Origin of the sequence: Nocardia sp. CDC160 (assembly GCF_035818795.1) — a bacterium.
Taxonomy (GTDB): domain Bacteria; phylum Actinomycetota; class Actinomycetes; order Mycobacteriales; family Mycobacteriaceae; genus Nocardia.
Window position 1 is genome coordinate 377,363 of record NZ_JAYKYT010000001.1, and the last position, 23,858, is coordinate 401,220.

At 70.3% G+C, this 23,858-nt stretch carries 8 protein-coding genes; all 8 read right to left on the bottom strand.

The features are described 5' to 3' along the window. Complete coding sequence (locus VMT40_RS01775) at positions 1-1,809, bottom strand: hypothetical protein (protein WP_326356232.1); 1,809 nt, start codon at positions 1,807-1,809, stop codon at positions 1-3. Positions 1,810-1,854: 45 nt separating this feature from the next. Further along, complete coding sequence (locus tag VMT40_RS01780; protein WP_326356233.1) at positions 1,855-3,381, bottom strand: hypothetical protein; 1,527 nt, start codon at positions 3,379-3,381, stop codon at positions 1,855-1,857. Positions 3,382-3,412: 31 nt separating this feature from the next. Beyond that, a complete protein-coding gene (locus VMT40_RS01785; RefSeq protein WP_326356234.1) occupies positions 3,413-3,691 on the bottom strand; it encodes a hypothetical protein in 279 nt (92 codons plus the stop codon). A gap of 118 nt (positions 3,692-3,809) precedes the next feature. Further along, on the bottom strand, positions 3,810-22,118 hold the full coding sequence (locus VMT40_RS01790) for a WXG100-like domain-containing protein (protein WP_326356235.1): 18,309 nt from the start codon (positions 22,116-22,118) through the stop codon (positions 3,810-3,812). A 35-nt stretch (positions 22,119-22,153) separates the two neighbouring features. Next, the gene (locus VMT40_RS01795) at positions 22,154-22,654 is read right to left on the bottom strand and encodes a YbaB/EbfC family nucleoid-associated protein (protein ID WP_326356236.1); all 501 of its coding nucleotides are present in this window, start codon (positions 22,652-22,654) and stop codon (positions 22,154-22,156) included. Continuing rightward, complete coding sequence (locus tag VMT40_RS01800; RefSeq protein ID WP_326356237.1) at positions 22,651-22,977, bottom strand: hypothetical protein; 327 nt, start codon at positions 22,975-22,977, stop codon at positions 22,651-22,653. Before VMT40_RS01800 ends, VMT40_RS01795 begins: the two co-directional genes overlap by 4 nt. Before the next feature lie 97 nt (positions 22,978-23,074). Beyond that, positions 23,075-23,425, bottom strand: coding sequence for a toxin-antitoxin system YwqK family antitoxin (locus VMT40_RS01805; protein WP_326356238.1), 351 nt, complete (start codon positions 23,423-23,425; stop codon positions 23,075-23,077). Between the two features lie 117 nt (positions 23,426-23,542). Continuing rightward, a complete protein-coding gene (locus VMT40_RS01810; RefSeq protein ID WP_326356239.1) occupies positions 23,543-23,845 on the bottom strand; it encodes a hypothetical protein in 303 nt (100 codons plus the stop codon). Positions 23,846-23,858: the final 13 nt, after the last annotated feature.

Here is a 23,858-nt window from a genome sequence, read left to right on the forward strand (position 1 = left end):
TCAGCCCTCCACCACGGGTTTCGCGACGATCGGCGCGGTGCCCATGGCCTCGTCGAGGTGTTCGTTGGAATCCAGGAAGTCGGGGCGCTTGTGCTCCTTGCCCTGCGCACCGTGCGCACCGCCGCCGCCGTGGCCCATGCCGCCCATACCGCCGCCCATGCCGGACGTGGGGCTGCTGGAAGCGATTCCGGCCCGTGCGACGCCCGCGATATTGCCCTCGGCGACCTCCGCGACGGCCGCGCGCGGGAACAGCCGGGCGTTGGCCACCTCCGAGAGCGGCTTGGTCGGGGAACCGCCCGGACCGCCACCGCCGGGCGAACCTCCCAGCGGCTTCTTCAGGTCGTCGAGCAGGTTGGTCAGCGGGGAATCCTTGAGCGCGTCCTTCAGGTCCTGCGACTTCTTCTGGTCGGTGTTCTGCGACGCCGAGGAGGTCAGCGACTGCAGTGCGCTCTGCAGACCCGACATCGCGGAACTCTGACCGGAGTTCGACGAGGAACTCTGATTCGACGAATTCGAGCCCGTGTCATCGGGATTCGAGCCGTTCGGGTTCTTGCCCTCGGGGTTCTTACCGTTCGGATCCTTGCCGCCGTGGTCCTTGCCGTCCTTGTCCTTGGGGTCGTGGTGGCCCTTGTCGCGCGGATCGCCCTTGCCCGGGTGGGCACCCTTGGGGTCGTTCTTGCCGCCCGGCTTCTTCCCGTCCGAGCCGCCGTGGGAACCGGGACCGCTGGGTGAGATCGATCCGTGCGGGCCGCCGCTCCGGTCGCCCGGACCGCTGCCGCGGTAGTCGCTGCGCGGGTGCCACGAGGGGTCCTGTGTGGGCGGCGTGGTCGGGTCGTGCAGTTGGGGAACGGAGGTGCTGGCATAGGCCAGGCCCGGGATGTACCAGGAGGTGAAGGCGGCCTTGCCCTGATTGGCGTATTGGGTCTCGGTGTCGGTATTGGCCCAGGACGGGTCCCAGGCGGCCGGGAGATCCATCGCGATCACCGTGTGCAGCAGGGTATTCCCGAAGTACGCGATGCTCTCGGCCATGGCCTGCAGATCCGTGGTGAACGCGGAGGCCTCGGCCACGAAGCGGCCGGTGGCGGACATCGCGGCATCCATGCCGTGGCCGCTCCAGCTGCCGCTCTCCTGGATCCGCTTCATGCGTTCGGTGAGGGTTTCGAAACTGCCATCGACGGTGTCCGCCAAGCTCTTCCACGCGCCGCTGGAATTGGTCACGGCGACCGCGTGGATGCCATCGCGGACATCGAAGAACCACTTGCCCCGGTGACTGCCTGGGTCCTCGCTGCCGATCGCGTCCGGATAGCGGCCGTTCTTGGCCTGCGCGACGGCCTTCATATGCGCGAAGTTGGTGTCGTCCGGCGCGGTCGGGGTGTCGGTCCACTGCGGGAACGAGGTGTCCCCGGTCGGCAGCGGCACGACGGTGACGTGATCCTTGGCCGCGGCCAGCAATGCGTTGAACGCGGTCTTGGAGTGGTCATCCGTGCGGTTGTAGGTATTGCCCGCCGCGAGCAGTGTGTCGGCCATGGAGGACAGCAGGGTGATGTAGTGGTCGATGATGCCGTCGACGGCCTTGCCCTGCGTCTTGTACCGGTCCATGAGGTTCAGCGCCGACTGCAGCATGTTGTTGTCGCTGAAGCCGGTGTACTCGGTCAGCGGCTTGGTGTTCTTCTTGGCCTGCTGCAGTGCGTACACCACGTCGGCCGCGTAACCCGCTGCCTCCTTGGCGATTCCGTCGTCGATCTGCAGCCCGCCGCCGTGTGCCTGCCGGGAAAGATCATCCCAGGGGTTGTCGACTTGATCAGTCATGCCCCACTCCTCGAGTCACCCATCGCATCGAAAGACTACGCCCGCTCATTGCGAATGCCGTTGGCGGAAACGCCGTTCCAGGCCGGGCAGGTAGACCGACGCGGGCATGCTGGAGGTGGTTGCCTCCACCACCCCGTCGTCGGCGACGTAGTAGAGCGCCCGGTCGATCGTCGGCTCCTCGGCTTCGGCGGGGACGTAGACCATCCAGCCGACCGGAAGTCGTTCGGCCCGAAGCCGATCGAGCGGATACGCGGCGGTGTCGATGCCCTCGGTGCGCACGTGATGGCGCACCGCGTCGAGCGCCTCGAGCTCCGGCAGCGGTTCCGGGCCCAGGCGCGCGACCCCGGCCATGGCCAGCTGATAGTGGGCCGAATCCAGATCACCCGATCCGAAGGCCGCCTCCAGCACGGCCTGCGTGACATCGCGGCGCTCGGCGGCGGCGACGAATTCGGCCACCGCGGAACGCTGTTCGTCCGACGGGTCGGCGGTGATGAGATCGGTGATCACCCCGGCCGTGGTGGCCGCGGTCCAGATGCCGGGCACGGCGGCGGCCAGCTCGGTGGCGGCCGGGGATTCGCCGCGGTACCAGCGGCCGCGCTCCCACCAGTAGCAGAAGGTCAGCATGCCGCCGCTGGCACGGGTGTTCAGGACCGGGCTGGCGACCCATTCCGGTGCGCCCGCGTACAGGCGCGGGAAGTCCGCCGCACCGTTGTAGGCGTCCGCCAATTCCTTTGCGCCCCAGACTCCGCCGGAGAGCACGGCCCGGCCGCCCGGCAGCATGTAGAGCGAGGAACCCGAACGACGCGAGCCCTCGAACCAGGCGAAGGACGGCAGCACGCGCGGGCCCCACTCCGAGCCGACGGCGACGAAGGCGGCGGCGATGGCGGCCCAACGCGACCACAGTCGCGGGAAATCCGGGAAGTCGTGCTCGGAAACCACCGGGAGATAACCGGATTCGCGATCGGCCCGGGCCTCGGCGGCGGCCCGCAGCGGAGTGCGGGACTGGCGGTCGTCGTGGCGGAGGTAGGCGGCCAGCCAGGTGGGCAGTTCCTCGCGGGGGTGCGCGGCCAGATCGGCCAGGTAGTCCGCGGGCGGGAAGAGCTGGTCGGCGGGGAAGGGCTCGTCGCCGTAGTCGTGGTCGACGGTGAGCTCGCCCTCGACGGTGAGCGCCAATTCCAGCCGCCACCACGGGTCGCCGAGCTCCGCGGACAGTTGACGGTGCTCGCGCACCAGCGTCAGCAGCTCCGGCGTCGGGGACACCAGCGCCTGGCGCTCACCCGCGTCGGAGAAGGCCAGACGCACGCGCTGGCCGGTCGTGGTCAGCGCGAAGGCGGCGCGTACCCGCACCCAGCCCTCCGGGCCCAGGTCGCGCACCTGCTGGGCGATGCGGTGCGCCAGCTGGCGGGCGCGGGCCGGGATGTCGAGCTCGGGGGCCACCATGCTGAAGCCGATGTCCGGGTCGGAATCGGCTGCGGCGGCGGCCGTTTCGGGATCCTCGACGCCGATGACCGGGGCCATGCCGTCGAAATCCGGGGCGGTCGCCTCGGCGCTGGGTTCCTGCGTATTCGTCACGCGTCATCGTCTCCTCGGCCGAGGGTGGCCGCTAGCGTTCCCGGGTCTGCCGCTCGGCGATCTTGCGGGCCAACTCCGCCTGCCAGCGCGCCGCATTGCTGCCGTCCAATTGGCCCGCGAACGCGCGGCGGGCGGCCTCGATCAGCTCGTCGGTGACGTCGGGATACGCGCTGGCAATGTCCCACAGCGCGTTCTCGGTCGGCATGTCGAAACCGGTCTCGGTGCGAATCCCCCGCCCCGAGACCGCGTCCTGCAATGACGCCTCGAACGTCCGCCGCAATTGCTCCTCGGTTGGGCGGCCACCACGCACGTACATCCTCCTCGGCTCTTGGACCATCAGCCAGCATCACACATTTCCCGTGACCGCGCGGTGGCCGATGCCGAAAGAATCGGCGAACTCACACGATCGACGCACCGGAGTCCCCTGGTCAGCAGAAGATTCCGGCGCGACGGGCCGGGTCGGTCAGAACATCGCGAATGAGCAGGCCGAGGTCGGCGTCGGCCGGGCGGGCGCTGTAGCGCAGCTCGCACTGCGGTGCGCCCGACACCGCTACCAGCAGGCGGTGGAAGCCCTGCTGGGAGCGTTCCCAATACACCTCCGCGCCCAGGCGATCCACGTCGAAGCGCTGGTCGCCGACCTGCACGACCAGGCCGCGGGCGGGATCGCGGAAGAACAGGACCCGCAGGCCGTCCACGGTGTCGTAGACGCCCGTCGGCGCGCCCGGAACCGACGCGACCGACCGCAGCTCCCCGCTCAGCGGATCCAGCAGCGCGAATTCGCCGTAACCCGAATGGGAGCGCAGAACGATGCCGCGGGTCGGGTCGTTCGGCGCCGAGGCGCGCGGGAAGCGGTTGGCCGAACGCGAATTGCCATTGCCGCCCGGGCTGCCCGGTGCGCCCGGCGAACCCATGGGGCCACCCGGGAAACCGCCCGCGCCATTCCCTGCCGCGCCATTGCCCGCAGTGCCGTTGCCCGGCGCGCCGTTCCAGCCGGGCGACTCGGGCGTCGACGGCGGAGCGAACCCGTGTTGTCCGGGACCACCCGGATAGGGCTGCTGCCCTTGCGGATACCCGGGCTGGCCGTTCGGGTAACCGGGCTGTTGACCATTCGGGTATCCCGGCTGGCCGTTCGGGTAGCCGGGTTGCTGACCATTCGGATATCCAGGCTGCTGACCGTTCGGGTAGCCCTGCTGCTGACCATTCGGGTACCCGGGTTGTTGACCGTTCGAGTAACCGGGCTCACCGCCGGGATAGCCGGACTGCCCATTGGGGTAGCCGGACTGTCCACCCGGATACTGCCCATTCGGCCACGTCGGCTGCGGCCACGAACCCCACGGCGGCACTTGCCCATTCGGCGGCACGTTCTGCCACGGCGGCTGCTGTCCCACCGGCGGATACGAGGGCACGTGAGGCTGCGCGGGCACCTGAGGCACCGGCATCTGTGGCTGCGCGGGCGCGCCGGGACCACCCGGCGCGGCAGGCCCGCCCGGCGCGGTAGGCCCGCCCGGTCCGTAATTCCCCGGTCCCGCCGGACCATTCGGCCCGCCTGGACCATTCGGGCCCGTCGGATCGTCCGGCTGCTGATCCGGCGGCAGCGTCCACGGATACGGCTGCTGCGAAGGCTGCGGCGTGTACTGCGGGAACGTCGGATTGAACGGCCGAGGCGGATGCGGCACATGCGACCGCCAATTCGGATCCCACTTCCACCGGTCCTCGGACGCCGCCGGATCCCCGGGACCAGCGCCGTCGGCACCATCTCCCGAATGCGCGGGAGGCACGGGCTTCCCGCCATCCGGATGTTCCGACGAATCCTCGGACTCGGGATGACCCGACGAATCTCCGGACTCAGGATGACCCAGCGAATCCCCGGATTCGGAACCTGCCGCGGGCTTGACGGATTCACCGTCCACCGCCGGGTCGACCACCTCGGAGATCGGATGCTCCTGTGGCACGGCGTGATCGGCCTGCTTCACCAGGTTCGCAGGCTGCTCCGTCCGATCTTCGGAGGGTGCGACGGATTCATCGTTCGTCGCAGGTACGGCGGGCTCCGCGGACGGGTGTTGCCGCGGCACAGCGCTGTCCGGATTCGCGGTTGGCTCCGCCGAATCGTCGGACACCTGGGATTCGTCGAACATGCGCCGCAGCCATTCGGCGCGCTTGGCCGACACTCGGGCTTCCCACTCGGCCTGCTCCACGTGCTGGCGTTGTGCCAAGCGGTCGGGGTTGAAGGGAGCGTCGGAGCCCTCCGAATCGTCGAGTTGCTCGCGCAGCCACCGGGCGCGCTCGGCGTCCATGTGGGCTTCCCATTCGGCCTGCTCGACGCGCATGCGTTCGGACCACGTCTCCGGGTCGAAATCGGCGGCGTCGGACCGGGGTTCGGACTCCGGGGTCGACTCGGACTCGGGGGTCGGCTCGGGCTGCGGGGTCGACTCGTGTTCCGGGGTCGACTCGTGCTCCGGGGTCGACTCGTGCTCGCCCTCGGGGACCGGGGCCGGGTCGCGCGGGGTGGTGCGGCGCGAGTCCAGGTCCAGATCCATCCCCTCGAAGATGGACGGATCCGCTCGGGTGGGCTCCGGGGTGCGACCGGCAACGCGGTCGATGAGGCCGCGAACGCCGTTGCGGGGCAACTGGTTCTCGGGGCCGAGCGGCACGGTGCCGTCCTGGAGGGTGCGGGCGATGTGCTCGAGCAAGGGCCCGGGCGCGTCGGCGCGCAGGTGGCCGAACTGTGCGGACAAGGTGTCGGCGACGTCGCCGAGACCGCTGGGGGCGGCGAGGCGATAGCCCTCGGTGGTGTGCTCGACCCAGACGTGCAGCTCTGTCGGGCCGACGCGAATCGCGGTGCGCGCGAAGCGAACCGGATCCGCGTAGCGATGGGCGTCGGGTCGCTCGCCCTCGAAGTAGTGCGGCAGGGTCGTCGCGCGGGCGCCGATATCGCGGGCGACCGCGGCCGGGTGCGGGTAGTCGATGCGGTAGTCCCGGCGCGCCTGCCACGCCCCGGCGTGGACGAAGTGCTCGCCCAGTCGCGTGACCGGTGTGCGCGACCAGCCCTCGCGCACCGGAACACCATTGCGGCGCACCGTGAGGAAGGAGCGGTCGTCGAGTTGCCGCAGCCAGTCCTCGAAGCCGACGGTGACCTTGCCCTCCGCGCGGTAGCGCAGGTAGTGGGCCAGCATCTGATTGACCGCCTCGGGGAAGGTGGCCTCGCGCATGCTGCCCTCGGCCACCTTGGCCGGGATCACGCGCTCGCGGATGCCGCCCTCGCCGTCGGGTTCCACCAGGCGGTATTCGATGTGGGCCCAGGCGTTGCCGACCAGGCCGCGCTGCCTGGGGTTCTCCTCGCCCAGGCGGCGCATGGCGTCCATGTGGCCGCCCTCGGGGGCGAACACCACGAACTTCGGCGAACCGGAGCCGACGTTGTAGCCGCGCACCACCTGGTCGCTGAGTCGGGTCGGATCGTCCCAGCGATCCATTTCGGCATCGGCCGCGCGCCTGGACAATTCGAGGCCCGCCGCCTCGCTGTCCGGATCCCCGGGCGCGGTGACATGCGGTTCGGTGCCGTGGGGTTCCACCGAATTGTCGTGGGGCTCCACTGGATTGCCGTGTGGCTCCGCTGTGTTGCCGTGGGGCTCTACCGAATTGCTGTGCGGCTCTACCGAATTGCCGTGCGGTTCCGCCGGGGCCCGCAACTCGGGCTGCGGTGCGTGACCCCAGTGCATGTCGTCCCGCTGGCCCTGGGCGCGAACCACATCGAACGCGGTCTCGGCATCATCGAGGCCGGTCTTGCGCAAGTAGCGGCGCAGGGCCTCGAACCCGGCGTCGCGCGCCACGCGGATCCGGTCCGCCTCGGTGCCGGTCGCGCGATGCAGGGCGCGATCGTGCGCTTCGGTGTACGCCTGCTCGGCCGGGCCGACCAGAATCGGACGGCCGGTCTCCTCGCGCAGCGACCGCAGCTCTTCGATCTCGGTGGCGTAGTCGAGCGCGCGCCGCACGACCGCGGCCGGGCTGTCGCCGTGCTCGCCCGGTACGTGCGGACCCTCCCCCGCCGGAATGCCGTGCGCGCGATCCCATTCCGCGGCGAAGTGCGCGGCCAGGTCGCGACCGCCCACGCGTGGGCCGTCGGAGAGCAGGCGCGCGGCGACCTCGCGGACACCCGCGCGGTAGGCGGCGTCGCTCCGCATGCGGTCGGTGACATCGCGGTCGCCGCGGAAGGCACGGCGGGCGGTGTCCAGGCCGTGGTCGTGGGCCCGGCGGTAGGCGCGTTCCAGCGGATCGGTCACCGGCCGGGCAGCGCGCTTCGGCCTGCTCTGCGCGCGCATTTCGTCGTGCAGACGGGCGGCCTCGTAGCCCAGCGCGCGATGCTCGGCCTCGCGGGCCAATCGGGCGCGGACGTAGTCGTCGCGGGTGAGAACGTGTCGATTCAGCGGTCCGGCGGTGCTCAGCTGCTCGTGCAGTTGCGCGGCGGCGCGAATCAGCTCGCCCACGTGGGCCGCCGGAGCCGAATCATGCGGCAGCACCAGCGTATTCGTGGCCGGGTCGTAGCCCGCCGCCGGACCGTACTCCAGGCGGCCGTCGCTGCCGCGGGTGATGGCGGCGGCCGGATCGTCGGTGTAGCGGATGCGCAGCCCGTGGTGGTCGACCGCCTCCAGTGCCCACGCGCCGAGGGACGACCGGCGACTCACCGAGTGGGTCTCGTTGAGCAGATCGGTGACGCGGTCCTCGGCGTTCAACAGTGTCTCGACGCGGGCCGGATCGAGCGGTTCGGCGGACGCGGTGGGATGTGCCGGATCGGTTGCCGCCCCGATGGATTCGAGGTGGCCGTAGTGGTCGGCGAGGGCGTCGGGCGCGTCCTCGCGGGTGCGGCCGACGAAACGTTCGTCGGCCAGCAGCGCGCGCACCCCGGCCTCGCGGGCCAGGTCGCGCGCGGCCTCCGGGGTCAGGTCCGGATCGGCGGCGCGGGCCTCGCGCACCGCTTCGTCCCCGGCGCGCAGGTAGGTGTCGCGCACCTCGTTGCCGTACGCGACATCCGCCTCGTTGCGCAGCGTGCCGCCGGTCGGGTCGTAGCCCGCGCGCTCGAGCTCACGCAGGAATTCCGCTTCCCGGCCAAAGGATTCGGCGGCCGTACGATCGGGCGACACCGTCGCGGCGTGTTCCGCGTCCAGGTGCGCGGTGGCCGCGACGACGGCGGCGGCCTGCTCGAGTTCGCCCCGGCCGTGGGCGTCGATATTGAGCTGACGCGACGCCGGATCGTAGAAGTCCCCGGCGACCGCCCCGCCGCCGCTGTCCTCCACCCGCAGCGCAATGCCCTTGTCCCGCAGGCTCGCCAGCGCGGCGTTGCCGGACTCGGTGGTGGACAGCACCTCGGCGACCCGGCTCACGGCCGGATCCGGGGTGCGATCGAGCCAGCGATAGTGCCGCTGATCGGCTCCGTAGAGCACATCCCGGGCGGCGTCATGGTCCGGCGAAACCGGTTCCGGCCGTGCGGGTTCGGGGATATCGCCGGAGAGACCCGTGGTCCGGCGACTCATCGCGGGCGGCAGCTCGTTGGGATCCACGCTGCCCGGGTACTCGTCGTTGTACGCCTCGAGCAGCAGCTTGTAGGCGACCTGCGCGGGCTCGCTGGCACGGTCGCCGTTCATGATCACATCGGCGAACGCCTCGGGCAGCGCCTCGGTGGGGTTGGAGACCAGCAAGCCCTTGTTGTTGGGGTCGTGCAGGCTGTACGTGGTGAGCTCGTGCACGAAGTCCAGATAGCCGTCGGCGGTGCCGCGGGTGTTGAAGTAGTGCTCGAACAGGACATCGTCGAATTCCCGGCGCGCGCGGCCCTGCCCGGCGAAGTCGAGCACGTGGCCGAATTCGTGGACGAGCTGCGAATAGAACGGGCGCATACCGGATTTCGGCGGGTGCCCGCCATCGAGTTCGTCCTCGAGCACCGAGCGCTGCATCTCCTCGGGATCGGTGGCGAAGACCTCGTTCAGGATGAGCTGGTCGGCACGGTAGCGGCCGTTCTCCCGCTTGCCCCGGGTCATCGCGTACACGATGTCGTCCGGATCGTTGGGAATCTTGCCGATCGAGATCTCGCGCAGCGGGGCGTCGGGGAAACGGGACTTCATATCGTCGATGGCACGCGCGAACTCGCGCAACACCTCCGGGTGGACATCGGTGCGGTCGAATCCGACGACCTCGAGACCCCAGCGCTGGCGCAGCGTGTCCGCGATCTGCTCGGGATTCATCCGCGACCACTCGTCGGCAGGGGCGGGCGACCACGAATGATCCGGTGCGGGAACGTGATCCTGTGCGCCGCCGCCGTGCTGCTCGGCGGGATCGGGCGTCGCACCCTTGTGGGCGGCCGAGTGGACATCCAGGTCCGGATCGTGACCGGCCGACACATGGGTGGCACCCGGATCGGTGGGCGGGCGCAGGCGTTGGACGGTGACGGTCCCGTCCGACATCGACACCTCGACGCGGCGGTACTCGACCGGGGTGCCCTGGCTTGCGAGCTGCGCGCGCACCTTCTCGCCGAGAATGCGGCCGTGATCCGGCAGCGCGCTGACCACGTGCACCGTCGCCGGATCGCCGCCGATGCCGACACCGGGGCGCACCGGACGGTCGGTGAGATCGGCGAGCACCGCGTTCACCGCGGTCTCGTGGACCAGATCGCGCGCCTTGAGGTAGCGCTCGGTCTGCTGATGGTGTTCGCGGAAGGCGGCGGTGGCGGCCTTGCGCAGCTGCGAGAGCTCGTCCGAACGCGCGATGGCCGCGTCGCGTTCGTAGAAGTACTCCGACATCTGGTGCTTGGGAATGTTCTCCCGGTTCATCACCTCGTCCAGGCGCGCGGCCTCCGCGGACAGCGCGTCCTCGACCGCACGCTCCAGATCCTTGGCCGAGCGGCCGGTCGGGTCCAGGCCCAGTTCCCGTGCCACGTCGTCCATTCGGGCGCGGGCCGCCTCCGCGCGCTCGTGCGCCCGTTGCCCGCCCTCCGCGTAGGCCCGGATGAGCGAGGCGTGCTGCGCGTCCCCGGGAATGTGCTCCTCGGGCGGCCCGAGCGGCTCCCACTCGGCGGTGTGATTCGAGACCGGCTGTGCGGCAGCCGGATCCGCGGCAGCTGGATCCCCGGTCGCCGCCGGATCCGGGTCACCGCCTGGCTTGGCCGGTCCACCGGGTTTGGCCGGGTCGGTGCCGGAGGGGTCGTCCGGATCGGGGCCGTTGCGCCCTTCCTCGGGGCCTTCCTCACCGGGCGTCTCGGTAGCTACCGGATCCGTCTCGGTAGCCACCGGACCCGACTCGCTAACGACCGGATCCGACTCGGTAACGACCGGGCCCAGCTCGACGGCCGACGATGGATGTTCTTCCGGACCGTGCTCGTTCACCCAGTCGGCGAGTTCGCGTGCGCGATGCAGGTTTTCGGTGGCATCGGCCAGCCGCTCGAAGGCCGCGGCGCGATCACCGCTGTACTCGCGAATGGTGGTGTTGCCCAGCTCCGCCAGGGCCGCACGGTAATTGGCGGCGGTGAGGTCGGATTCCTGGGCGTGCAAACCTGTTCGACCGTTGAAGTCGTCGATGGCCGCACGCAGGGCGGTGTGCGCGGTGTCGACGGCACGGGCCGCCGCCGCGGCCGGGGTGTCGGCGGCAATGCGGGCGTCGGTGTCGAGGTGATCGAGTTCGGTTTCCCAGCGCGTCACGCGGTCCTGCGCGTCGAAGTGCTGGTCGATGGCATCGGCCAGCTCGAGCAGACCGCGCTGCTGCGGCGTCAGCTCCTCGTGCGGGGTGTCGGCGAGTTCCGCGCGGGTGTCGGCCGCCCACGAGCGGGTGAGATCGGCGTCGGAGACCGGCAATCCGATCTTGGCGATATTGCGGCGCACCTCGGCCAGCGACTCTTCCTGGTGGGCGTAGCGCAGTTCGCGCTCGGCCCGCTCCCGCGGGGACTCCTCGGCGTGATAGGCGTCCACCAGGTTCGATTCGGCGCGATCCAGGAATTCCAGCGCGGACTGATAGCGCTGCGCGGCATCGCGGACCGGCACCAGTTCGTCGGTCCAGATATCGCCGGACTCCAGCGGCATGCGCGAGAGCCGGTCGACCTGCTCGACCACGCGGTCCAGATCCGCGGGCCAGTTCGCCGGGGAGGCCGCCACCGCCGCCTCCAGATCGGCTCGCGCGCTGTCGACTTCGCGCTGCCACACATCGACCGGCGTGTCCAGCGGGCCCGCCGCGGCCTCGGTCGCCGCGTGCAGTTCGGCCTCGAGGTCGCGCACCCGTGCCTCGGCCCGGTTGTACTGCTCGGCCGCCGTCCGCAGATCCTCGATGCGCTGCTCGGAGTTCGGCAGCGTGCCGCCCTCCTCGCGGGAACGGGTGGCCAGGTAGTCGGTGGTGCCCGCGAGCCGCTCGGGGGTCAGGTCGCTCTCGCGGAGCGGGCGGTTGTGCTCGAGGTACATCCGGCCGACCGCGTAGTCGCGGCCGTCGCGGGCCAGGTCCAGCTGATGGCGGGCCTCCGCGAGATCGGCGGCCACTTCACGCGGACTCCGTTGCGGCGGTGCGGGTTCCACCGGCGTGGTCAGCGCGTTGTACTCGGCCGCCAGGCGGGCCAGCGCGTCGATATCGGCCTCGCGGGCGGCGATCTCGTCCCGCATGCCCTGCACCAGGTCGGCCAGTTCCTCCGGCTTCGGCCGCTCGTGCTGCTCGATCTTGCCGTCTCGGTACACCTCGTAGACCTGGGCGGACCTGGCCCAGCGCACCCGGTCGACGACCTTCGACAGTTCGTCGGACGTGAGCGGTGTCCGATCGGGTCCCAGGCTGTCACGGTATTGCTCGTAGGCTCTCGTCGCATTGTGCTCGTGCCGGGTGCGCAGCACCTGCTCGAGCTCCTCCGGCGTGAGCCGATCGTGCAGTTCGGTCAGGTGCTCGCGATACAGCTCCACGGTGCGGTCGATATCGTGGATATCCACGCCCAGCAGGCGCGACCACACTCCTTCCGCCCCCTGCGGAATATCGGAAAGCGGTGGCTCGCCGATGGAGTCGCTCAGCAGGCGGTGCAGCAGCGCGGGCGCGTCCGGATCGTGGATCGGCAGCTCGCCGTCGGCGACCCGCGGATCATTGCGGGCGTCGAAACGCAGACCGTCGTGGTGGGGGTCGAGTTCGCCCACGGTGCGCGTGTATTCGGCGAGCGCCGCCAGCAGGTGCGGATCCTGTTCCGACCGGGACAGGATGTCGTTGACCGCGCGCAGCAGCTTGTTCCGCTTCAGGCTCTCCGGATCCGGCCCGTATCCGACGATCTCACGCTTGTCGTCGTCCACGACATGCTTGGATTCGTACAGCGCCTCCGGCTCGACACCCAAACGCCGCGCCAGCCGGTCACGGGCCTCCAGCACGGCCTTGGACCGGCCACCGTCCGGTGCGCCCTTGGGATCGGCGTTGTCGCGCACCAGTTTCGCGTAGTCGAGCAGGTCATCGGCGATCTGCTTGCGCAGGGCCCGCTTCACCGAGGGATCGGTCAGGGCCCGGGCCAAGCCCTCCGGCGTCAGCTCGTGGGGCTCCACGCCCAGGCGGTGCGCGAGGTTGCCGAGCACCCGGTTCAGCTCGTGGAAATTCTCGATGGCGTCGCTGGTGCGGATGTAGTCCGCCATGCCCTCGATCTGCGCGGCCCGCAGCGCGTTGTCCTGGCGCAGCGCCTTGATGGTGGCGTCGATGCGATCCGGGCTCAGGTCCGTCGTTTCGACCGACAGCCGATCCGCCAGCTGTTTGCGTTCGGCGCGCACCACGTCGGGGTCGCGTGGCGCGCTCGGCTCGGATTCGTGCGGGGCGGATTCCGGAGCGGGCGCGTGCGCCGACTCCGGTTGCACCACCTGCCATTCCGCATTGCCCTCGCGAATCAGATTGCCCTCGCGAACCAGGAGGACCGGGGCATGCTCGCCGTTCACGTCGAGGTCGTGGAAACGCACCTCCGGCACCGTCTTCGACGCCACGACGTGCACATCGCCGTCGGGGTTCAGCTCGACGATGCGCAGATCCAGTTGCAGCTCACCGCGATTGAGCATCCCGCCCATCTCGGGGTGGTCCGCGAGATATTCGGCCAGGCGGCCGACGTGCTCGCCCTCGCCGCCGATCACCACGAGCCGGGGCGGGTCACCCACACGCTCACCCGGCCGGACCCCGATGCCGGGTTCCAGCATCGCGCCGCCCTCGCTGTCCATCCAGACGTGCGCGGTGCGATCGACGAGTTGGCGGCCGTGCTCGCGGGCCACGGTGTCGGCGTGCAGGAAATCGTCGACCGCGCCGGAGAATTCGGCCAGGTGGTCGGCCTCGTCGCGGACCTGCATGCGCAGGTCGGCAATGGTGTGCGCGAGTCGCTCGGGACTCAGTTCGTCCAGGCCGACCCCGAGCAGCTGCGCCCAATTCGAGCGCTCCTCGGCGACCTGATCCCGCCGCAGGGCATCGTTGAACAGCGGGCCCTGTTCGCGCTCCGGCTGGGTGGGATCCGGGTCTTCGAAGTGACGCGGGCCCTCGCCGCCATTGTTGACACCGACATAGTCCAGGGCGGTCGGCCGCGGCTCACGCGGGCGGAATTCCAGCGCGGGGTCGTCGGGGTCCGCGCCCGCGCGCTGCCGACGGGCATCGGCCCGTTCCTGCTGAATGCGGAGTTCGTCGGCCTCGCGGACATCGCGCACATAGCGGCCCAGCGGATCCGAATCATTGATGGCGACCGGCCGCGGCGGCACCAGCTCGCTTTGCAGATTGAAGCGCTCGGCGACGTCGCGCAGCGCCTCGATGGCGCCCGCGCGGCGCATGAGCCGGTAGGCGGCGTCGTCCACCGCACCGCGCAGGGCGGCCGGGTCGGTGCTCGAGACCTCGATATCGTGCCGCAGGGCCTGGTGCACCAGCTCGGTCAGCGCGGCATCGCGGGCCTCGAGGGCGTGCACCACCGGCTCGGGAACGGTAGTGCCCCAGGTCCGTTCGGGCGGATCCTCCAGGGTCGGGCGTTCCGGCCGCGGCTCGGGCGGATGCTGCGCGCGCTCGCGCAGGTAATCCTCCTCGGTCGGCAGTCCCGCCATGCGCAGGCTCTCCTCGACCTCGGCGCGCAGCACGGGATCGGCCTCGGAGAACCACGGCTCGTACTCGCCCCGGCGGGTGGGCATGGGCACCACGTCCGGGGAGATATCGGCGATCTTGTTGGTGCCGAACTTGAGCCAGAAGCGCTCGCGCTCCTTGAGGAGCAAGATGACCTGGCGGGTGATACCGAACGGGCTCGGGTCCCCGACGTCGTCCCAGTGCAGTCCGTGCCCAATGCCGAGGTGCTCGAGCGCATGCCCGGCGAAGCTGACCAGCTTGCCCTGGCCGTCGTCGAGACCCGAACCCGCCGGGTAACCCGGGTAGTGCGACTGGAATCCGGCGAACAGGCGATCCCGCAGTCGGCGCAGCAGGCCCGGACGCTTGGGCTCGGGTTCGGGCTCCGGTGGCGGTTCGGGCAGGTCGGGGCGCGAGGTCACCTCTACGCGATACGAGCCGTCCGGGTGCTCGGTGACCTTCACGTGCACCCGGTCACCGTCGGCCTGCAAGACCAGGTGATGTCCGTCGGCGGGGTCGGGCGTGGCGTGGGTGGCGGCCACCAGGTCCGCGACATCCGAAGCGCGACGCAGGGTTTCGGCCCGCAGTTCGGCCAGGGTGTGCTCGGCGTGCGCGGGCAGCACCCGCTCCGGATCAACCCCCAGCAGGCGGGCCCACTCGTCGCGGACCCGGGCGGCCCGGGCGCGATCCTCCGGGGTGGCGGCCCGCGCGTGCCGGTCGACGGCATCGTGGAGCGCCTCGATCGCACCGGCCCGCAACAGGTTCCGGTACTGCAGTTCGCCCGCCACCTCGGACAGGTGTTCCGGGCGGATGTCCTCCGGCCGCAGGCCCAGTTCCTCGGTCAGCCGCTGGCGCAGCTCGTCCAGGGTCATGGCACGCGGCTCGTCGTGTGCCGCACCGCGATTCGTGTCCGACCAGGGTTCCAGGGGTAGGCGGCGCGGAGTTTCGCCGGGGGCGGGCGCTGTTTCGCCGGGGGCAGGCTCGGTGCGCACGGTCGTGGTGCGCTCGTCGTCGGTCAGGCGTCCGTAATCCTCCGGGCGCATCGGGCGCGGCGCGACATTGCCCTCCGGATCGCCGAAACGACCACGGGCACGGGCGTTCTCGGCGACATCCCGGAAGGCGGCCTGGCGGTCCTGCGGACCGATGGCCTCGTCGAGGCCGAGCGCCTTCGACAGGCGGCGGGCGTAATCCTGTTCCGCGGCACCGCGTTCGCGGGGACCGGGGGTGGCCTCGGAGCGGCCGAGGTGGTCGGCCGCCGCTCGCAGCGCAGGTGAGGCCTGGACCGGGTCGACGGGGGCGGCCGGGGTGGCGGGGTCGGCTTCGCGGACCGGAGCCGTCTCGGTGGGCGCCTCCGACACGGCGACCTCGGCGGTGCTCGCCTGCGGTTCGACGGTGGGCGACTCGACGGTGGGCTCGTGGCCGGGCTCGGCGGTCGGATCGTGGTCGAGGTCGACGGTCCAGGCGCGCGAGGCGTTCTCGTCGCGGCCGCCCGCGGTCTCCCAGAGATAGTCCGCGCGATCGCGGGCGATGCGGGCCAGCGCCTCGGCGTGTTCCGCGCGCAGGTCCGCGAGGCGACGATCCAGGCTGCCGGGGGGATAGTGCTCCGCCTGTTCACGCAGCCAGGCGGCGTGCTCGGCCTCTCGGCGGGCACTCCAGTCGGCCTGGATGGCCTCTTGGCGCTCGAGCCAGTGCTCGTTGGGGTCGGAAGTTCCCGGGGCGGTGCGGGATTCGTGCGTGTCACCGCCGCCGGGGTGCTCGCCGCCCGGCGACATCTGGTCGTGCGTGGCTTCCGTTCGGGCCGAGGGGGTTTCGCGCAGCGGGACACCGTGGTTGCGGGCGGCCTCGCTCGCGATATCGCCGCTGCTGATGGTCAGCAGCTGATGCAGGACCTGAGCCGGTTCGCTCGCGTTGTGACCGTTCATCTCCACATCGCGGAAGGCCTCGGCCAGTGCCTCGGGTGGGTTCAGATGCCCGTGCTCGTCGAAGGCATAGCCGGGCAACTGCTTGAGCCAGTGATCGAACAGCTCCGGGTCCCGTGTGCCGTAGACGGCCTCGAAGTGCCCGATCAGGACATCCGCCGCCTCGTGACGGGCCAGGCGCTGACCGTTCATCTCCACCACGTGCCCGTATTCGTGCACGATCGCGCCGTATACCGGGCGCTCTCCGATGCCCGGCGCGTACCGGCCCTCGTCGACCTTCGCCTGCAGGCGTTCGATGAACTCCTTCGGATTGGTGGCGAAGCGCTCGTTGAACACGATCCGGTCCGCGCTCATCCGCCCGGTCGCGTCCTTGGCGCGCCAGGTGGCCGCGAACGCATCCGGGGATTCGGGGATCGGGCCGATCTGGACCGACCGCAGCTCCGCGTCCGGATACCGCTGCCGCATGTCCTCGACCGCACGGCCGTACTCGCGGGCGTACTCGTGCGGCAGGTCCGGGTTGTCGAAACCCTGGGTGTGCAGGCCGAATTCGTTCTCGAGTCGTTGTTTGACCTCGTCACGGCTCAGACCCGACCAGGAATCATCATGGGGCGCACCGTGATCCGCGGACGGAGTGTGCTCTGGATCCGGGACGTCGTCCTGCGGCGGGTGGTGATCGGACGGTTCGTGGCCCTCGGGCTCGCGCACACCGGCGATGCCCGGGATCTCGACGGGGTCGCGATGCGGCGGGACCGTGCCGCCCGGCTCGTTGAGGCGATAGTCCTGCGGGACGTACTCGTTTCGACCGCAGTAGCTGGGAACGTCGTGCAGCATCGAACTGCAGTTCGCGCACGCCGGGGCGGGCTCACCGATCTTCTGACGCTTGGTGTCCTGGAGCCAGCGCGGATCGAACCGCATCTCCCCCAGCACTTCTCGGCCCAACGGCGGCGGGTCACCCTCGTGGCCCGCATTGCGCCACTGCGCCTCGTGCTCACGCTGACGCGCCCACAACAGTTCGTTGACGGCCTTGACTTCCGCGTGCCGCAGCGGCGCGTCGAAGTGAGCGCGACCCTCGTACTTCACCTCCCGCATGACCGGCTGATGATCATCGCCGATCAGGACGCGACCGTTCTCCCTGACCTTCTCGGTGTGGACCTCGCCCTCGGCCTTCATGACCGGGTGCTCGTAATCGCCCAGCGCACGGAAATTCTCGCCCAACAGCGGATGCAGGTGGGCATCGTCGATCACATCGAACGCGAAACCGTTGATGCCCTCGGTGATCAGGCCGGTACGCAGATCGATCGCCACCGCGCTGCACGGGCCCTCGCCCGGCAGCCGGGACTCCGCGTGCTCCAGCGCGCGGGCGCGGGAAAGATCGCCCACGTAGTCGTGGACCGGCCTACCGTCGATGGCACGGATCAGGCCGTTCTCGTCCTTGTGGACTCGCGGACCGTTCGGATCGATCTCCTCGACGATCGCACCGCGCGCCTGATCCGCCAGGTAGTTCGGATCGTCGATGCGCTGCGGGCGACCGGGATCGGAGACCTCATCGGTCAGCGTGACCGGATGCTCGAGCTTCTCACCGGCCGAGGGCGCCTTGCGCGGCTCGTGCTCCGACTCGCCCTCGGCGGTGTGGTCGGGCTCGTGGTTGATCCCGCCGTGTTCGTCTTCACCGGACGGCTTGGCTCCCGCGCCCTCGGAATCCATTGTGGCCGGGGCGGTTTCATGCTTCGGCGGGGATGCGAATTTGGCGTCGAGATTGTGGCGGGTGCGCAGGCCGAGGGGATCGTGGGCGGTGCCGTCGGCCTTGAAGAGGATCGCGTGGGTGCCCTTGGTCTCGACCGGGACGATCGGCGGGTGGCCGTGTTCGCGACCGGCGGCCGGGTCCTTGACGACAATATTGCCGCCCTCGTTGACCAGCAGGTAGGCGTGGGCGCCGACGCCGTGCTCGTCGACGGGACCGGCGTAGTGGTCGACCACCAGGGCCGAAGAGCCGGGGCCCAGTTCGCGGAGGCGATCGGCGATGGCGTCGTGGCCGTCGAAGGTGATCAGCTTGCCGCCCGCCGCGGCCACCAGCTGCTTGGCGGAAATACCCTCCGGGCCGATCTCGTGCTCGGGTACGTGGATCGAGTCGTTGCCGGTCAGCTCCTTCAGCAGCTCCAGCGACATGACGCCGCAGTTGCCGCGCTGCGGCTCCTCCGGTGCGGGCTCCTCCAGCACCGGCTCATTCGAATCATGGTGTGCGCCAGCGGTATCGGCGGGCTCGTCCAGGGTGCCGGGGTGCTCCACCGCGCCGTCGCCGCGCTCGGGCAGACCGGTGCGGCCCTCCTCCGGCGCTTCGGCGGGCTCGCGGGGATCGGCGGTGCGCTCGCCCGTCACGGGCTCCGGCGTGCGCTCTCCCTCCGGACCACGCCGGGATTCGTGCTCGGCGGCGCGGGGAACCGCGTGATCGCCCACCGGAATCGGCGCGACCAGCAGGCCATCCGCGGGCTCATCGCGCTTCGAGTGCTCATCCCGCTCACGGTCATGCGGCTGCTCCCCCGCCGACGACTCGGACTCGGGGCGCGCATCCGCCGGGCGCGGGCGCTCGGTGGTATCACCGGGATGCTCCGCAGGCTTCTTCGCCTCGGACGAATCATGAACTGGCTCAGCCTGTTCCGGCCGAACATCGGTGGGCTCACCGCGATTCGTCCCGGATTCGCTCCGATCGGCGGCGGGGTCGGCGACATCGGAGGCAGGCTCGCCGCGGTCGATAGTGGGCTCGGCGGTGGGAGTACCGGACTCACCACGGTCGGCGACAGGCTCGGGGTGGTCTGTGGTGACCTCGGGGCGATTGGCCGCAGCGTCTGGGCGGTCGTTCGAGGCGTCCGACTCATCTGTTCGGGCGCGGTCCGCACCGGGTAGGTTCGAATCCTTCTGCCCAGCAGGATGTTCGGTGGATTCGCGCGGGACATCACCGCCTTGCTCGGGACGCGGCTGCGACGGCTCGTGCTCGGTGGTGGTCGGGCTCTCGGGGTCGGTGGATCGGGGTGGCTCGCCTGCGGTGTCCTCGGCGTCGCGGCCGGAATTCCGCTGTTCCGCACCGGGTTCGGCATCCTTGGGCTCAGCCGGGTTGTCGCGCGTGACAGCGGGGTCTTCGTTGCTGGCACCCCGATCATCGTTGCGGGCAGCCGGGTCATCGTTACGTGCCGCCGGGTCGTCATTGCGGGCAGCCGGGTCATCGTGTCCGGTGGCCGGATCGTCCTGTGCAGCAGTCCGATCGTCGACATTGGCGGGTTCGCGGGTGTCGTCCGACTCCGGGCGCGGTTGCGATTCGTCGTGCGGGGTGGGTTCGCCGGGCGCGGGCTGCTCGGAGCGATCGGTGGGAGACGAGTCGCGCTGGCCCGCGGGCTGGTCGGATTCGGCTGGGGTCGGGGATTCTTCGGCACCCGATGCCGGATCGCGGGGTTCGGGCTGGGTGGCTTCGCGCTCGTTGACGGGAGTTGTTTCGTCGGAGTCCGGGCGGGGGGCGGTCGGCTCCTCGCCGGGGCGCTCGGTGGCCGCGGGGGCACGGGTGTCCGTACCCGCTTGGGGGCGCGCACTTTCCGTTCGCGGAGCGTCGGTGCGTGCGCCGGTGGCGTCGGGACGTGCGCCGGTGGCGTCGGGACGTGCGCCGGTGGCGTCGGGACGTGCGCCGGTGGCGCGGGACTGTTCCGGAGTCGCGGTTCGGGGCTGCTCCGTGGCGGTGCCACGGGCCTCCGGTGCGGCTGCGGCGTGTTGCGGCGTGCCGGGGGCTGTGGATCCGCCCGAGGTGGTCGGGGCCGCGGTGGAGGAGGCGGCGATCGGGGTGTCGGGACGGGCCGCGGAGCCGTTGGATACGCCTGCGGGGGAATCGTGGCCTGCGGCACCGGCCCGGGTCGGGGTGCCGTTGGCCGAATCGGTAGCGGCGGGAGCGGAATCCGTGGTTGTGGAGGCGGCCGAGTGCAGCTCGCCGGGGGCGCTCGCACGCGACGGCGCGGACTCGGTCGGCGCACCGGCATTCGCGGAGGAATCAGCGGGGCCACCGGCATTCTGGCTGGAATCCGTTGCGCCGGAAGATGTCTCCGACCGAACCGAGTTCGACTGGCGAGCACCGGAGTCGGTGGACGAGCCTGACTGGGAAGACGAGCCGGACTGGGAAGACGAGGCCGCTTTCGGCTCTGCGGCGGGGGCGGGGGCGGTGCCGCGCGAGTCGCCTCCGGCGGGAGCGGACTGGGTCGGGGCGGAGCCCTGTGTCGAGGGACCGGACGCCTGCGGGGCCGGGCCGGTGGCCTGCGGGGCGGAACCGGAGGTGTTCGTCGGCTCGGACGTGGGTGCGGGCGCTTCGTGCTTGCCCGCCTGGACGCCGGATTCGACTGCCCCGCCATTGGTTTCGCCGGTTCCGGCCTGCGGCTGATTCGCGTGGGTGTCGCCCGCGGTCGTGGGCGTCCCGGCCTGCTGGGTCTGGCCGTGGTCGCCGCCGGTGGTCTGGCCCTGCTCGCCGGTGGCGGCCTGTCCGTCGGTGGGGGTGGCGGTCTCCTTGCCCCGGCTGTCGGTGGTGACGCCGCCGGTGTCGCCGCCCTCGGGACGTGTGGTGCTGCCGTCACCGGTGGGACGCGCGTTGGCGGTGGGATCGGTTGATTCACCGGAGAATCCGGCCGCGTGGGTCTGGGGGCCACCGGTATCGGTGCCGCCGGTATGACCGGTGTCGCCGGAGAAGCCGTTCCCGTCCGGGCGCGCGCCGATTTTCGCGAAGTCGCTGGGAACGCCCGCCTTCCAGGCCGCGACACGTTCGTGGAAGCCCTGCGCGGCACCGTGATTCAGGCCGGACAGGCCGCCGTTGGACACACCCGCGGTGAGCATGCGGGGGTCGAAGTTGGTGAAGGCGTTGCCCATGTTCTTCCAGGCGTCGCCCCACCCGTGGTTGACCACGTCCAGACCGAACTGCGCGCCCGTCCCCGCGAGGAATCCCGCTCCCGCACCGGCCAATCCGGCGCCAGCACCGGTGATACCGGCCTGCAGGAAGTGGTTCAGCTCGGTCTTGCCCAGTGCGCCGCCGATCATCTCACCGGCCTTGCCGCCCACCAGGCCGCCGACACCGGCGCTGAACCCGGTGACGCCGATTCTGCCCCAGTCCATGCCGCTGCGATGCCCGGCCGCCACCTGGTACGCCTCGATGCCCGCTTCCTGCAGCATGCCCAGCCCGGCGTCCAGCACGAAGTGCCGCACCACGAATTTCGCCAGCGTCGAGCCGATCAGCTTCCCGACGTACTCCTCGATGGCGGTGAGCGCCCGCTTGACGATCATGCGCACCGCGAAGCGCGTGGTGGCGACCGCGGCCGCCTCCTCCGCCGGGGCGGTGGGCGGGAAGACCCAGGCGGCCGCTATCTCGATCGCCAGAATGGCCAGCGACGAATAGAACATGAGCTTGGTCGACTCGATCTCGGTTCCGGTGTCGTGCACCGAATCACCGATCTGATCGAAATACTCCGCCAGATCCAGGATCGAGGTGTTGCCGTCCTGCTTCCCGCCGACACCGGCCAGCAGATCGAAGGTCTTGGCCATCGCGTCGCGGCCGTCCCCGTCGATATACGCGGCCAGCGTGGCGGATTTGGCCGCGTCGATACCCGAAACCTGGTTGCGCAGACCTTCGGCGGTCTTCTTCCAGTGGCCAGCCAGATCCCACATCTGGTCTTCGTTGCCCTCGGGCCATTCCATCCCGACGAGCCAGCCCAGCCATTCGAGTTCAGAGGGCAGGTAGAGGGCCATGATCGATTACCTCGCCGCCGCCTCGCGCGGTCGTCTCACCATCCGGAATCGGTGGCCCCGCTGCGCCGCGGCTGTGCCGCATCGGAATTCGGCTCGGTCGCCTGATAACCGCCCAGGCGCTCCCGCGATTTCGGCGGTGCGGTGGACACCACCGGCGGCTCCGGAATCGTCAATTCCTTGCTCAGGTCCGGCATTCCGGGGATCAGGTCCGCGAGCTTGGGTAGCCGCTCCCGGTTCTGCGATACCGGCGCCATGATCTCCCGGCTGCGGCGGGCGGCCTCGGCGGCGGCCTGCTGCGCGGCCTCGGTCACCGCCTTGGCGATCTCGGGATAGTCGAGATCCTCGATCCCGGAACCGAATTTGGTCTCGATCACGGTGCCGTCGGCGTTCACCGTCACCGTGACCCGCTTGCCGCGCACCGTGGCCGAGGCCGTCAGCGCGGCGCGCTCCTGCTGTAGTCGGGTGATGGTGCGCATCTGCTCGGCGAAACCGTCGAGGATCTCGGCCAGGTCGGACTTGCGCTGCTCGTTGGTCATTGCTGGCCCTGGAATCCCTCGCCGTTCGCGTGGTCCATGCCGCCCAGCTTGTCCGCCGACTGCTGCTGTGACGTGGAGAAGTTGCCGAACGTCCCGGCCATGTTCTTGGCGCCCGTGACGATGTTCTTCATGCTGGCCAGATAGCCCTGGTCACCGTTGGCGAACTGGCGGCCGAGCGAATCGTTGCCCCACGGCGTGCCCAAAGCGTCGGCCTGCGAGGTGAATCCGTCCACCACGCCCTGGATGCCGTCGCGCACCTCACCGGTCTTCTGAGAGGCCTTCGTCAGCAGATCCTGGTAGGAATGCAATCGATCGCCACTCATGATCAACGCCCTTTCGATCCGGCAACCACACAGTATCCGGAATATTAACGGACAGTGTTGTTTCGGGCAGGGGATAGATCATGCGGTGGGTATTTGATCACCGGCTGGTCGTCTTGTCCATGGTCAGTTCACCGTCGGCGGTCCAGCGCTGTCGGACCAGCACCCGGCTGTGCTCGTCGAGCACCACCCGTTCCTTCAGCTGACCGTTCTCGTACCAGTGCTGCCATTCCCCCACCGCCGCGCCCATGCGGGTGACACCCTCCGACCGCTTGGAGCCGTCCGGCCACCATTCCCGCTGCGGGCCGTCCTCGACGCCGTCGACGTAGGTGAACAGCAGTACCAGTTGCCCGTTGTCCGCGTATTTCTCGACTTCCCCGGTGTAGGGCTCATCCTCGTAGCAGGTGCGCCCGTAGTCGTCGAGCTCCACCTGATCTCGGCTGATTCGCATCGTCTACTCCGTCGCGGGGGATCGTGGCACGGCCTGTCGGCCTCTGGTCGAACCGGAACACCCTAACCGGACGACGCGCGCGATCGCTTCGTCAGCCCTGCTCCGCTCGCCCCGCTGCTACTCGTGTCCCTGCTGTTCGCGTGCGGCCTTGCGCTGTTCGCGTGCCTCGAACCAGTCGTCCATGTCCGCACGCCAGCGCGCGGCATTGCTGCCGTCGAGCTGACCGGCGAACGCCCGCCGGGCCGCGTCGATCAGCTCGGGGGTGACGTTCGGATGCGCGGCGGTGATCGCCCACAGGGCGTTCTGGGTGTCCTCGTCGAGTCCGGTGGCGGTGTGGACACCGCGGCCCTGCATCACATCCGAAAGGACTTCGTCGAAGTTTCGCCGCAACTCATCGTCGCTGGGATAGGCGTTGCGCATGTCGCTCTCCTCC